Consider the following 11,857-nt stretch of genomic DNA (forward strand, 5'->3'; position numbering starts at 1 on the left):
GCCACGTTCTCGGGGGCGGGCCGGGGCGCGCGGCGCAGCTCGGGCGGCAATAGACGCCGGTCGTGCGCACCGAGTAGAAGAAGCGGCCGTCGGCGGCGCCGTCGCGCGCCACGACGGCGGCCCAGCGCGGGTCGTTCACGGTCGCGGCGGCCCGTTGTTCGGTCTGGGTGCTCATGTTCATGATCGTCCGTCAGGGTGTACGTGGGTCGATGCGGTGACTGTAGGCATCGGTCCGGACCGTGGCACTCCGTGTCTTGCTGCCGAATTGGAATCCTTCCCGGACGCCGGCGTGCGGGCGGGGCCGATCGTCACGCAGGTGACAGGCCGATGACGACCGCGCACCGGCCTGGGGCTTGCGCGGCCCTGCGCACAGTCGAGCGTTGCGCGAATCCACTTAAGGGGAACCCCGTCTATTGCAGCGCAACAGCGCTACTTAGAGTGCAAGCCTTCTTTCCTGTCCCCGCATGAGCGACATCATTCTCCAGACCCGCGAGTTGACGAAGGACTTCAAGGGGTTCACGGCGGTGGACCGCGTGGATCTGGCGGTGCAGCGAGGACACATCCATGCGCTGATCGGGCCCAATGGCGCGGGCAAGACCACCTGCTTCAACCTGCTCACGAAGTTCCTCGCGCCCAGCCGCGGCACGATCCACTTCAACGGCCACGACATCACCGCCGAGAAGCCCGCGCAGATCGCCCGCCGCGGCGTCATCCGCTCCTTCCAGATCTCCGCCGTCTTTCCCCACCTGAGCGTGCTGGAGAACGTGCGCATCGGCCTGCAGCGCTTCACCGGCACCTCCTTCCACTTCTGGAAGGGCCTGTCGGGGCTGCGCGCGCTCGACGCCCGCGTGCTCGAGCTGCTGGAACTGGTGGACCTGCGCGAGATGGCTGCGCTCAAAGCCGCCGACCTGCCCTACGGACGCAAGCGCGCGCTGGAGATCGCGACCACCATGGCCATGAGCCCCGAGCTCATGCTGCTCGACGAACCCACCCAGGGCATGGGCCACGAGGACGTCGAGCGCGTCACCGCCCTCATCAAGCGGGTGGCCGAAGGCCGCACCGTGCTGATGGTGGAGCACAACATGAAGGTGGTGGCCACCATCGCCGACCGCATCACCGTGCTGGCGCGCGGGGCCGTGCTGGCCGAAGGCGACTACGCCAGTGTCTCCCGCCACCCTGCGGTGCTGGAGGCCTACATGGGCAGCGACGCGGCTGAACTCCAGGGAGCGCATTGATGGAGCCCCTGGCGCTGGAGATCAAGGGGCTGCAGGCCTGGTACGGCGAGAGCCACATCCTGCACGGCATCGACCTGGCGGTGCCGCGCGGGCAGGTGGTCACGCTGCTCGGGCGCAATGGCGCCGGACGCACCACCACGCTGCGCGCCATCATGGGCCTGACGGGCAGCCGCAAGGGCTCGATCAAGGTGCACGGCCAGGAGGCCATCGCGCTGCCCACCCACCGCATCGCCCACCTCGGGCTGGGCTACTGCCCGGAGGAGCGCGGCATCTTCGCCTCGCTGAGCGCCGAGGAGAACCTGCTGCTGCCCCCGCGCCTGAAGGCCGGGCGGGGCAAGGCGATGGGCGAGGCCGAGATCTACGCGATGTTCCCCAACCTGGCCGAGCGGCGCGCCAGCCCGGGCACGCGGCTCTCGGGGGGCGAGCAGCAGATGCTGGCGGTGGCGCGCATCCTGCGCACCGGGGCCGACATCCTGCTGCTCGACGAGATCAGCGAGGGGCTGGCGCCGGTGATCGTGCAGGCGCTCGCGCGCATGATCACCGCGCTCAAGGCGCAGGGCTTCACCATCGTGATGGTGGAGCAGAACTTCCGCTTCGCCGCGCGCCTGGCCGACCAGTTCCATGTGGTCGAGCACGGCCGCATCGCGCTGTCCTTTGCTGCCTCCGAGCTGGCGGCCCACCAGGCACAGCTCGATGAACTGCTCAGCGTCTGATCGCGACGCGCTTTCCGCTTCCTCTCATCCCACCCTCAGGAGCCCCGCATGACCCTCGTTCGCTCGCGCACCGCACTCGCTGCCGCCGCCACCGCCGGCCTCCTCGCCGTCGGCGGCACGCCGGCACAGGCCCAGATCTCCGGGGACACGGTCAAGATCGGCTTCATCACCGACATGTCGGGTCTGTACGCCGACATCGACGGCCCCGGCGGCGTCGAGGCCATCAAGCTGGCCATCAGCGACATGAAGGGCACGGTCGCCGGCAAGAAGATCGAGCTCGTCTACGCCGACCACCAGAACAAGGCCGACGTGGCCGCCAGCAAGGCCCGCGAATGGTTCGACACCCAGGGCGTCGACATGCTCATCGGCGGCACCAACTCCGGCACCGCGCTGGCCATGACCAAGGTCGCGGCCGAGAAGAAGAAGCCCTTCATCGCCATCGGTGCCGGCACCTCGCGCATCTCGAACGAGGATTGCACGCCCTACTCGATCCACTATGCCTACGACACCGTGGCGCTGGCCAACGGCACCGGCAGCGCAGTCACCAAGGCGGGCGGCAAGTCCTGGTATTTCCTGACGGCCGACTATGCCTTCGGCCAGTCGCTGCAGAACGACACCAGCAACGTGGTGACGAAATCGGGCGGCCAGGTGCTCGGCAGCGTCAAGCACCCGCTGTCGGCCAGCGATTTCTCGTCCTTCCTGCTGCAGGCGCAGTCGAGCAAGGCGCAGATCCTGGGGCTGGCCAATGCCGGCGGCGACACCATCAACTCGATCAAGGCCGCCAACGAGTTCGGCATCACGAAGACGATGAAGCTGGCCGGCCTGCTGATGTTCATCAACGACATCCATTCGCTGGGCCTGAATGCGACCCAGGGCATGTACATGACCGACAGCTGGTACTGGAACCAGAGCCCGGAGGCGCGCGCGTGGAGCCGCCGCTTCTTCGAGAAGATGAAGCGCATGCCCTCGTCGATCCAGGCGGCCGACTACTCGGCCGCCATGCACTTCCTGAAGGCCGTCGAGGCCGCCAAGACCGACGACGGCGACAAGGTCATGGCGCAGATGAAGGCCATGCCGATCAACGACTTCTACGCCAAGGGCAGCATCCGCAAGGAAGACGGTCGCGGCATCCACGACATGTTCCTGCTGCAGGTGAAGTCGCAGCAGGAGTCGACCGAGCCCTGGGACTACTTCAAGGTGGTCGAGAAGATCCCCGGCGAACAGGCCTTCACGAAGCTGGCCGACAGCAAGTGCCCGCTGGTGAAGAAGTGAGCGCCGCGCGCCGCCTCCGCCGAGGAGCCGATTCCCGATGAGCGACCTCTTCGGCATCCCCTTGCCCGCACTGCTGGGCCAGTTGCTGCTGGGTCTGGTGAACGGCTCGTTCTACGCGATGCTGTCGCTGGGGCTGGCGGTGATCTTCGGCATGCTCAACATCATCAACTTCGCCCACGGGGCGCTGTACATGATGGGCGCCTTCCTGGCGTGGATGGGCCTGGAGTACCTGGGGCTGAACTACTGGGTCATGCTGCTGCTCGCGCCGCTGCTGGTGGGGGTGCTGGGCATCCTCATCGAGCGGCTGCTGCTGCAGTGGCTCTACAAGCTCGACCACCTCTACGGCCTGCTGCTGACCTTCGGCATCACCCTGGTGGCCGAGGGCATCTTCCGCTCCTTCTACGGCGTCTCCGGCCAACCCTACCCGGTGCCCTCGGCCCTCTCCGGGGCCACCAACCTGGGCTTCATGATCCTGCCCAACTACCGCGCCTGGGTCGTGCTGGCCTCCATCGTGGTCTGCCTGGCCGTGTGGGCCCTGATCGAGAAGACCTCGCTGGGCGCCACCCTGCGCGCGGGCACCGAGAACCCGCGCCTGGTGCAGGCCTTCGGCATCAACGTGCCCCGCCTGGTCACACTCACCTACGCCGGCGGCGTGGCGCTGGCGGCCTTCGCCGGCGTGCTGGCCGCTCCCATCATCCAGGTCTCCCCACTGATGGGCTCCAACCTCATCATCACCGTCTTCGCCGTGGTGGTGATCGGCGGCATGGGCTCCATCCTGGGCTCCATCGTCACCGGCCTGGGCCTGGGCCTGATCGAGGGCCTCACCAAGGTGGTCTACCCCGAAGCCTCCAGCACCGTGGTGTTCGTCATCATGGCCATCGTGCTGCTGATCCGACCGGCCGGCCTGTTCGGGAAAGAGAAATGACACCCCAACGATCCCCGCTGCTCGGCTACGCGGCCCTGTTCATCGCGATCGCGCTGCTGCCGGCGCTGGGGGCCTACCCGATCTTCGTGATGAAGGTGCTGTGCTACGCGCTGTTCGCCTGCGCCTTCAACCTGCTGATCGGCTTCACCGGGCTGCTGTCCTTCGGTCATGCGGCCTTCCTGGGCGCGGCGGCCTACGGTGCCGGCCATGCGCTCAAGGTCTGGGGCTTCCCGGCCCCGCTGGGGCTGCTGTTCGGGGCGGCCGTGGCGGCGCTGGCCGGGCTGGCCTTCGGCTGGCTGGCGATCCGGCGCTCGGGGATCTACTTCTCGATGATCACGCTGGCGCTCGCGCAGATGCTGTTCTTCTTCTTCCTGCAGGCGCCCTTCACCGGCGGGGAGGACGGGCTGCAGTCGGTGCCGCGCGGGCGCTTCCTGGGGCTGGACCTCGCGAACGACCTGACGCTGTACTACGTGGTGCTGGCGATCTTCATCGCCGGCTTCTGGCTGATCTACCGCACGGTGCACTCGCCGTTCGGGCAGGTGCTGACCTCGATCCGGGAGAACGAGGCACGCGCCACCTCGCTGGGCTACGACGTGGAGCGCTTCAAGCTGGTGGCCTTCGTGCTGTCGGCCGCGCTGGCGGGGCTGGCCGGCGCGACCAAGACGCTGGTGCTGGGCTTCGCGACGCTGACCGACGCGGTGTGGACGACCTCGGGGGCGGTGATCCTGATGACGCTGGTGGGCGGCATGGGGACGATGGTGGGCCCGATGGTGGGCGCGCTGGTGATCGTGGCGCTGGAGAACAAGATCGGCGACGTGGGGCGCGCGCTGGCCGAACTGACCGGGATCGCCTGGTTCAACGGCCTGGGCGAGGCGGTCACGCTGGTCACAGGCCTCATCTTCATCCTCTGCGTGCTCGCCTTCCGGCGTGGCATCGTCGGCGAGGCGGGGGCGCTGCTGGCGCGCTGGCGCCGCGCCTGACGCCGTCACCCGGCGGCGCGCGGGTCACCCCCCGTCGACCGCCCGCCGAAGATCGCGGTGCCGACCCGCACGAGCGTCGCGCCCTCCAGCACCGCGGCCTCGAGGTCGGCGGTCATCCCCATGGACAGCGTGTCGAGCGCCAGGCCTCCCGCCTGAAGGCGTTCCAGCAGTTCGTGCAGCGCGCGGTGCGGCCGGCGCTGGGCGCTCAGATCGCCGGCCGGCTCGGGAATCGCCATCAGCCCGCGCAGCCGCAGCCGCGGCAGCGTCGCGACCGCCCGCGCCACCTCCTCCACCTCGTCCGGCGCCAGACCGCTCTTGCTGGCTTCGCCGCTGACGTTGACCTGCAGGCAGACCTGCAAGGGCGGCAGCGCGTCCGGCCGCTGCTCGGACAGCCGCTGGGCGATCTTCAGCCGGTCGACCGAGTGCACCCAGTCGAAGGCCTCGGCCACCGCGCGCGTCTTGTTGCTCTGCAGCGGACCGATCAGATGCCATTCGAGGCGAGCGCGAACGTCGGCCAGCGCGGCCATCTTGTCGAGCGCTTCCTGCACGTAGTTCTCGCCGAACCGCGTCTGCCCGGCCGCCAGGGCCTCGCGCACGGTGTCGGCGCCGAACGTCTTGCTGACCGCCAGCAGCGTGACGCTTGCCACGGGACGCCCCGCTGCGTCACAGGCGCGTGCGATGCGCCCGCTCACTTCTTGTATCTTGCTTGCTATCGTCGCCATAATCCCTCGACCCTCTGCCGCATGGTGAGCGCTGCGCTCCCCACACCACCCCATGGACATCACCCAACTGCTGGCGTTCTCGGTCAAGAACAAGGCCTCGGACCTGCACTTGTCCTCCGGACTGCCGCCGATGATCCGGGTGCACGGCGACGTGCGGCGCATCAACGTGGACCCGCTGGACCACAAGAACGTGCACGACATGGTGTACGACATCATGAACGATGCGCAGCGCAAGGCCTACGAGGAGACGCTGGAATGCGACTTCTCGTTCGAGATCCAGGGCCTGGCGCGCTTCCGGGTCAACGCCTTCAATCAGAACCGCGGCGCGGGCGCGGTATTCCGCACCATCCCGAGCAAGATCCTGACGCTCGAGCAGTTGAACGCGCCGAAGATCTTCGCCGATCTGGCCCTCAAGCCGCGCGGCCTGGTGCTGGTCACCGGCCCCACCGGCTCGGGCAAGAGCACCACGCTCGCCGGCATGGTGAACCACCTCAACGAGAACGAGTACGGCCATATCCTGACCGTCGAGGATCCGATCGAGTTCGTGCACGAGTCCAAGCGCTGCCTGATCAACCAGCGCGAGGTCGGACCGCACACGCTGTCCTTCAGCAACGCGCTGCGCTCGGCGCTGCGCGAGGATCCGGACGCGATCCTGGTCGGCGAAATGCGCGACCTCGAGACCATCCGCCTCGCGCTGACCGCGGCCGAAACCGGCCACCTGGTGTTCGGCACCTTGCACACCAGCAGCGCGGCCAAGACCATCGACCGCGTGATCGACGTGTTCCCCGCCGCCGAGAAGGACATGGTGCGCGCGATGCTGTCGGAGTCGCTGATCGGCGTGATCTCGCAGACGCTGTGCAAGCTCAAGGACGGCTCGGGCCGCGTGGCGGCGCACGAGATCATGCTGGGCACGCCGGCCATCCGCAACCTGATCCGCGAGGCCAAGGTCGCGCAGATGTACAGCTCGATCCAGACCGGCAACAGCATGGGCATGCAGACACTGGACCAGAACCTGACGGACCTGGTGCGCCGCAACCTCATCACGCCGGCGGAGGCACGCGGCAAGGCCAAGCTGCCCGAGAACTTCCCGGGCTGATCCCGGGCACCGCCCCGTCGTCCGCAGAGCGCTCACCGTGAAAAAGCAGCTCGATCGACCGGGGGGCCCTGCGGTTTCTGCCGAAGGCGCCCCGTCAGACGACGGCGAGGAACGCGCGACCGCCACGGTCGATTGGGATGCGCGGGCCCGGCAGGCCGGGGCTCAGCCCTTCGACGAGCGCCGCGCCTGCGATCTGTTCGTGCAGCTGTGGGAGGCCGAGACGCATCTGGTCGGCCTGAGCCCCCCCGAACTGGGCCGCATCGCCGAGCACTTCCGCCATTTCACGGTACCGGCCGGCCAGGAGGTGATCGGCCAGGACGAGCAGGGCAACTACCTGCTGGTGGTGCTGGAAGGCCGGGTCGGCGTCGAGCGCGTGCAGCGCGGCGGCGGCCGGGTCCGCGTGGCCGAGGCTCGCGCCGGGGACATGCTGGGTGAGATGTCGGTGCTGGACGCCGGCTCCCGCTTTTCCGCCTGCACCACGCTCACTCCCTGCATCGTGGCCGTGCTCGACGCCCGGCGCCTCGACGCGATGATGGAGAACGAGCCGCGGCTTGCCATGGCCCTGCTGGCCTCGCTCGCGCGGCGCCTGTCCTTGCGCCTGCGCCAGGTGAGCGCCCGGCTGTCTGCTTTGTTGTCCGGTGGCTGAGCAGCGAGCGCTGCCGCCTCAGAAAATCTCCAAGGGAGGAACTCATGGAACGCGATCAAGCGTCGAAATTCGTCAACGACCTGCTGCGCCTGCTGGTCGCCCGCAACGGTTCCGATCTGTTCCTGACGGCCGACTTTCCTCCGGCGGTCAAGGTCGACGGCCGCGTCACCAAGGTATCGCCGCAGCCGCTGACGCCGCAACACACGATGGCCCTGGCGCGTTCGATCATGAACGACAAGCAGGCGGCCGAGTTCGAACGCACCAAGGAGTGCAATTTCGCGATCGCGCCGACCGGCATCGGCCGCTTCCGGGTCAATGCCTTCGTGCAGCAGGGCTGCGTGGGCCTGGTGCTGCGGACGATCCCGCAGACGCTGCCGACGATCGACTCACTCGGCCTGCCGCAGGTGCTGAAGGACGTCGCCTCGACCAAGCGCGGGCTGGTGATCTTCGTCGGCGCCACCGGCTCGGGCAAGAGCACCTCGCTGGCCGCGATGGTGGACTACCGCAACGAGAACTCCTACGGCCACATCATCACCATCGAGGACCCGGTGGAGTTCGTGCACCCGCACAAGAACTGCATCGTGACGCAGCGTGAGGTCGGCATCGATACCGACGACTGGGCCCCGGCGCTGAAGAACACGCTGCGCCAGGCGCCCGACGTGATCCTGATGGGCGAGATCCGCGACCGCGAGACAATGGAACACGCGGTGGCCTTCGCCGAGACCGGCCACCTGTGCATGGCGACGCTGCACGCCAACAGCGCCAACCAGGCGCTCGACCGCATCATCAACTTCTTCCCCGAGGAGCGGCGCGCGCAGCTGCTGATGGACCTGTCGCTGAACCTCAAGGCGCTCGTGTCGCAGCGCCTGCTGGCGCGCCAGGAAGGCCGTGGCCGCGTCGCGGCGATCGAGATCCTGCTGAACACGCCGTTGATCTCCGACCTGATCTTCAAGGGCGAGGTGGCCGAGATCAAGGAGATCATGAAGAAGAGTCGCGAGCTCGGCATGCAGACCTTCGACCAGAGCCTGTTCGACCTGTACGAGGGCCAGCTGGTCACCTACGAGGATGCCCTGCGCAACGCCGATTCGGTCAACGACCTGCGTCTGCAGATCAAGCTCAACAGCAACCGGGCGCGCAACTCCGACCTGGCCTCGGGCACCGAGCACCTGACCATCGTCTGAGTAACCCGCGGCCTGCCCGGCCGCGGTGGTTTGAGCGATCATGGCGGTGTAGAACGGCCTCGTTTGGAGGCCGTTGCCTTTTCGGAGACGCTCGATGACCAGCAAGACCTACGATCCGGTTCCCTCGCAGCGCGTGGCCTTCCTCGGCCTGGGCGTGATGGGCCACCCCATGGCCGGCCACCTGGCGCGCGCCGGCCACAGCGTGTGTGTCTACAACCGCACCACGGCCAAGGCCCAGGCCTGGGTGAACGAGTACGGCGGCCGTTCGGCGCCGACGCCCAGCGCCGCGGCGCAGGACGCCGACATCGTGTTCGCCTGCGTCGGCAACGATGCCGATCTCCGTTCGGTGACGACCGGTGCCGACGGAGCCTTCCAGGCCATGAAGGCAGGCGCCGTGTTCGTGGACCACACCACCGCGTCGGCCGACATCGCGCGCGAACTGGCGGCGGCGGCGCGCGCGCGCGGCCTGGGCTTCGTCGATGCCCCGGTCTCGGGTGGCAACCTCGGCGCGATCAATGGCGCGCTCACGGTGATGTGCGGCGGCGATGCGGCCGACTTCGCGAAGATCCAGCCGGTGGCGATGGCCTTCTCGAAGGCCGTCACGCTGCTCGGCGAGGCCGGCGCCGGCCAGTTAGCGAAGATGGTGAACCAGATCGCGATCGCCGGCCTGGTGCAGGGCCTCAGCGAGGCGATCGCCTTCGGTCAGAAGGCCGGGCTGGACATGAAGGCCGTGCTCGGCGTGATCGGCAAGGGCGCGGCGCAGAGCTGGCAGATGGACAACCGCGGCCCGACGATGGTCGACGGCAAGTTCGACTTCGGTTTCGCGGTGGACTGGATGCGCAAGGACCTTGGGCTTTGCCTGGACGAGGCGAAACGCAACGGCGCCCGGCTACCGGTGACGGCGTTGGTCGATCAGTTCTATGCGGACGTGCAGGCCGACGACGGCGGCCGCCGCGACACCTCGAGCCTGATCCAGCGCCTGAAGTAGCCCACGCGGAGACCGACCGCGTCGCGGTCGCGACCTCTCAGGGGGCCGGAGCGGTCGGCGCGTTCTTCGGCACCGTCTGCGCGAGCTCGGCCTCGGTGATGATCTCGAAGGCCTTGACGACCTTCACGACCCCGGAGACGCCGCGGGCGATCGCCACGCCGCGGTCGGCCTCGCGTTCCGTGACGCGACCCATCAGGTAGACGATGCCACGGTCGGTGACCACCTTGTAGGCATTGGCGAAGATGTCGCGCGCATCGACGTAGCTCGCCTTCACCTTGCTCGTGATCAGCGCGTCGTTCGAGCGGTCGACCAGCGAGGTCGTCGGGCCGATCGCCAGTTCGTTCAGCAGGGAGCGGACGTTCTCGAGCTTCGAGACCGCGGCCTCGACGGCCGCCTTGTCGGCCTCGGTCGGCACTTCGCCGGTCAGCAGCACCGTGCGATTGAAGCTGGTCAGGCTGACCCGGCCGCGTTCGCCGATGGCCTCCTTGACCCGCGCCGCGCCTTTCAGCTCGATGCCCTGGTCTTCAAGCTGCGCCCCCGACGTGCGACGGTCGCTGTAGACCAGTGCACTGCCGACGGCCGCACCACCGATCAGCAGCGCACAGCCGCCCAAGGCGCCGGAGAGCGAGATGCAGGCCAATGCGGCCAGCGCAACGCGACGGAGCGTGCGAGGGGCCCGGGTTGCCGCCTGGGCAGGCGAAGGAGAGGTTCGTGAGGTCATGTCAGGTCCTGTTCACCGAGCAGTTGCACGTCGACCGCGTCGCACAGACAGTGGATCGCGAGGATGTGCACTTCCTGTATGCGCGCCGTGCGCTCGTGCGGCACGCAGATGTGTACGTCGGTCTCGGTCAGGCGAGCACCGAGCTTGCCGCCGCCCCGCCCGGTGAGGGCGATGACGGTCATGTCCTTGTCATGGGCCGCGTCCACCGCGGCCACCACGTTGGCCGAGTTGCCGCTCGTCGTGATGGCCAGCAGCACGTCACCGGGATTGCCGAGCGCCTGCACCTGCTTGGCATAGATCGCGGAGAAATCGTAGTCGTTGCCGAGCGCGGTGATGATGGAGGTGTCGGTGTTCAGCGCGATCGCGGCCAGCCCGGGACGCTCGCGCTCGAAGCGGCCGACGAACTCGGCCGCGAAATGCTGCGCGTCGCTGGCGGAGCCCCCGTTGCCACAGGCCAGCACCTTGCCGCCGGCGGTGATGCAGCCGAGCACGGCCTGAACCGCATCGGCTATCGGCTTGCTCAACACCTCGGCCGCCTGATTCTTCAGGTCGGCACTGTCGAAGAAGTGCCGCTGGATTCGTTGTTCAAGCATGCCCATGATGATATGACACGCTTTCGCGGGCCCGGGTTCCGCGAGCCGCCACGTGCCGGTCGGTCGAGGGGGTCAGGACGCGTCGAAGGCCGCGCGCAGCCACGCGATGTGTTCCCCTTCGATCGCCACCACGTCGAAGCGACACGGCGGCGGCGTGGCAAAGCGCATCAGGTAGTGGCGCGCGGCGCGCACGATCCGCTGCTGCTTCACGCCCGATACGGTGGCTGCAGCGCCGCCGTGCGATCGGGTGGCCCGCGTACGCACCTCGACGAACACCAGCGTGCCATCGCGATCCCTCAGCACGAGGTCGATCTCGCCACCTCGCACGCGCGGGCCGCCGGCGACTCGATAATTGCGCTCCACGAGCTTCAGCCCGGCGCGCAGCAGGTAGGCCAGCGCCCGGTCCTCGCCCCCGTCTCCCACCGCCTTGGTCGTGACCATCGACGCCCCGTTGATCCAGCAAGCTGCCGCCAGCGCGGCCGGCGCGCAGCAGTATCCCAAAGCCACGCTCTACGTCGTGGCCACGCCCATCGGCAATCTGGCCGACCTGACGCTGCGCGCGATCCATGCGCTCGGACTGGTCGACGCCGTGGCCTGCGAGGACACGCGCGTCACCGCACCACTGCTGCGTCACCTGGGACTCGACAAGCCGCTGATCGCGCTGCACGAGCACAACGAGGCCCAGGCCGCCGGCGTGGTGATCGAGCGGCTGGCGCGCGGCGAGCGCGTCGCCTACGTCAGCGATGCCGGCACGCCGGCCGTCAGCGATCCCGGCGCGCGGCTGG

General features: G+C 68.4%; 15 protein-coding genes. 10 read left to right on the forward strand and 5 right to left on the reverse strand.

Translation table 11 applies throughout. The annotated features are described in order from the left end of the window. On the reverse strand, window positions 1-181 hold a 181-nt coding region (locus x551_RS12930; protein WP_036248848.1), incomplete at its 3' end, for an Ada metal-binding domain-containing protein. Window positions 182-464: 283 nt separating this feature from the next. Here x551_RS12930 and x551_RS12935 point away from each other — a divergent pair. Genes x551_RS12935 through x551_RS12955 form a run of 5 tightly spaced genes read left to right on the forward strand, consistent with a single transcriptional unit; the run spans window position 465 to window position 5,125 of the window. Then, window positions 465-1,235 (forward strand): ABC transporter ATP-binding protein, encoded by a 771-nt coding sequence (locus x551_RS12935; RefSeq protein ID WP_011831327.1) that lies wholly within the window; start codon window positions 465-467, stop codon window positions 1,233-1,235. Further along, complete coding sequence (locus x551_RS12940; RefSeq protein ID WP_011831328.1) at window positions 1,235-1,948, forward strand: ABC transporter ATP-binding protein; 714 nt, start codon at window positions 1,235-1,237, stop codon at window positions 1,946-1,948. The genes x551_RS12935 and x551_RS12940 overlap by 1 nt, the downstream gene beginning before the upstream one ends. Before the next feature lie 48 nt (window positions 1,949-1,996). Continuing rightward, a complete protein-coding gene (locus x551_RS12945) occupies window positions 1,997-3,220 on the forward strand; it encodes an ABC transporter substrate-binding protein (RefSeq protein WP_011831329.1) in 1,224 nt (407 codons plus the stop codon). A gap of 37 nt (window positions 3,221-3,257) precedes the next feature. Beyond that, on the forward strand, window positions 3,258-4,145 hold the full coding sequence (locus tag x551_RS12950; RefSeq protein WP_011831330.1) for a branched-chain amino acid ABC transporter permease: 888 nt from the start codon (window positions 3,258-3,260) through the stop codon (window positions 4,143-4,145). Beyond that, a complete protein-coding gene (locus x551_RS12955) occupies window positions 4,142-5,125 on the forward strand; it encodes a branched-chain amino acid ABC transporter permease (protein ID WP_011831331.1) in 984 nt (327 codons plus the stop codon). Before x551_RS12950 ends, x551_RS12955 begins: the two co-directional genes overlap by 4 nt. A 5-nt stretch (window positions 5,126-5,130) precedes the next feature. Here the strand turns inward: x551_RS12955 and x551_RS12960 are convergent, their stop codons facing one another. Continuing rightward, window positions 5,131-5,847: a YggS family pyridoxal phosphate-dependent enzyme gene (locus tag x551_RS12960; protein WP_036233914.1), complete on the reverse strand. Its 717-nt coding sequence runs from the start codon at window positions 5,845-5,847 to the stop codon at window positions 5,131-5,133. A gap of 52 nt (window positions 5,848-5,899) precedes the next feature. Between x551_RS12960 and x551_RS12965 the strand changes: the two genes are divergently transcribed. The 4 genes from x551_RS12965 to x551_RS12980 all read left to right on the forward strand — a co-directional run bounded on the left by x551_RS12965 (window position 5,900) and on the right by x551_RS12980 (window position 9,758). After that, on the forward strand, window positions 5,900-6,943 hold the full coding sequence (locus tag x551_RS12965) for a type IV pilus twitching motility protein PilT (protein WP_011831333.1): 1,044 nt from the start codon (window positions 5,900-5,902) through the stop codon (window positions 6,941-6,943). A gap of 37 nt (window positions 6,944-6,980) precedes the next feature. Further along, window positions 6,981-7,589, forward strand: a complete 609-nt coding sequence (locus tag x551_RS12970) for a cyclic nucleotide-binding domain-containing protein (protein ID WP_036233917.1) — start codon at window positions 6,981-6,983, stop codon at window positions 7,587-7,589. A 44-nt stretch (window positions 7,590-7,633) separates the two neighbouring features. Further along, complete coding sequence (locus tag x551_RS12975; protein ID WP_011831335.1) at window positions 7,634-8,770, forward strand: PilT/PilU family type 4a pilus ATPase; 1,137 nt, start codon at window positions 7,634-7,636, stop codon at window positions 8,768-8,770. Between the two features lie 94 nt (window positions 8,771-8,864). After that, on the forward strand, window positions 8,865-9,758 hold the full coding sequence (locus x551_RS12980; protein WP_036233921.1) for an NAD(P)-dependent oxidoreductase: 894 nt from the start codon (window positions 8,865-8,867) through the stop codon (window positions 9,756-9,758). Window positions 9,759-9,795: 37 nt separating this feature from the next. Here the strand turns inward: x551_RS12980 and x551_RS12985 are convergent, their stop codons facing one another. From x551_RS12985 to x551_RS12995, 3 genes are all read right to left on the reverse strand, one after another. After that, complete coding sequence (locus x551_RS12985) at window positions 9,796-10,479, reverse strand: BON domain-containing protein (protein WP_011831337.1); 684 nt, start codon at window positions 10,477-10,479, stop codon at window positions 9,796-9,798. Further along, complete coding sequence (locus tag x551_RS12990) at window positions 10,476-11,072, reverse strand: phosphoheptose isomerase (protein ID WP_036233929.1); 597 nt, start codon at window positions 11,070-11,072, stop codon at window positions 10,476-10,478. Before x551_RS12990 ends, x551_RS12985 begins: the two co-directional genes overlap by 4 nt. Before the next feature lie 72 nt (window positions 11,073-11,144). After that, the gene (locus tag x551_RS12995; protein WP_051495809.1) at window positions 11,145-11,513 is read right to left on the reverse strand and encodes a YraN family protein; all 369 of its coding nucleotides are present in this window, start codon (window positions 11,511-11,513) and stop codon (window positions 11,145-11,147) included. Between x551_RS12995 and x551_RS13000 the strand changes: the two genes are divergently transcribed. Beyond that, the coding region (locus x551_RS13000) for an SAM-dependent methyltransferase (protein WP_253950373.1) at window positions 11,506-11,857 on the forward strand (352 nt) is incomplete at its 3' end. The two genes, x551_RS12995 and x551_RS13000, sit on opposite strands and share 8 nt — an antisense overlap.

Source organism: Methylibium sp. T29, from assembly GCF_000576205.1.
Lineage (GTDB): Bacteria > Pseudomonadota > Gammaproteobacteria > Burkholderiales > Burkholderiaceae_C > Methylibium > Methylibium petroleiphilum.

What these genes read in the sequence shown, in the direction of transcription:
- x551_RS12980 (WP_036233921.1), top strand. Translation starts at nt 8,865, where the DNA reads ATGACCAGCAAGACCTACGATCCGGTTCCCTCGCAGCGCGTGGCCTTC.
- x551_RS12995 (WP_051495809.1), bottom strand. Translation starts at nt 11,513, where the DNA reads ATGGTCACGACCAAGGCGGTGGGAGACGGGGGCGAGGACCGGGCGCTG.
- x551_RS12935 (WP_011831327.1), top strand. Translation starts at nt 465, where the DNA reads ATGAGCGACATCATTCTCCAGACCCGCGAGTTGACGAAGGACTTCAAG.
- x551_RS12975 (WP_011831335.1), top strand. Translation starts at nt 7,634, where the DNA reads ATGGAACGCGATCAAGCGTCGAAATTCGTCAACGACCTGCTGCGCCTG.
- x551_RS12940 (WP_011831328.1), top strand. Translation starts at nt 1,235, where the DNA reads ATGGAGCCCCTGGCGCTGGAGATCAAGGGGCTGCAGGCCTGGTACGGC.
- x551_RS12985 (WP_011831337.1), bottom strand. Translation starts at nt 10,479, where the DNA reads ATGACCTCACGAACCTCTCCTTCGCCTGCCCAGGCGGCAACCCGGGCC.
- x551_RS12960 (WP_036233914.1), bottom strand. Translation starts at nt 5,847, where the DNA reads ATGGCGACGATAGCAAGCAAGATACAAGAAGTGAGCGGGCGCATCGCA.
- x551_RS12950 (WP_011831330.1), top strand. Translation starts at nt 3,258, where the DNA reads ATGAGCGACCTCTTCGGCATCCCCTTGCCCGCACTGCTGGGCCAGTTG.
- x551_RS12965 (WP_011831333.1), top strand. Translation starts at nt 5,900, where the DNA reads ATGGACATCACCCAACTGCTGGCGTTCTCGGTCAAGAACAAGGCCTCG.
- x551_RS12945 (WP_011831329.1), top strand. Translation starts at nt 1,997, where the DNA reads ATGACCCTCGTTCGCTCGCGCACCGCACTCGCTGCCGCCGCCACCGCC.
- x551_RS12955 (WP_011831331.1), top strand. Translation starts at nt 4,142, where the DNA reads ATGACACCCCAACGATCCCCGCTGCTCGGCTACGCGGCCCTGTTCATC.
- x551_RS12990 (WP_036233929.1), bottom strand. Translation starts at nt 11,072, where the DNA reads ATGCTTGAACAACGAATCCAGCGGCACTTCTTCGACAGTGCCGACCTG.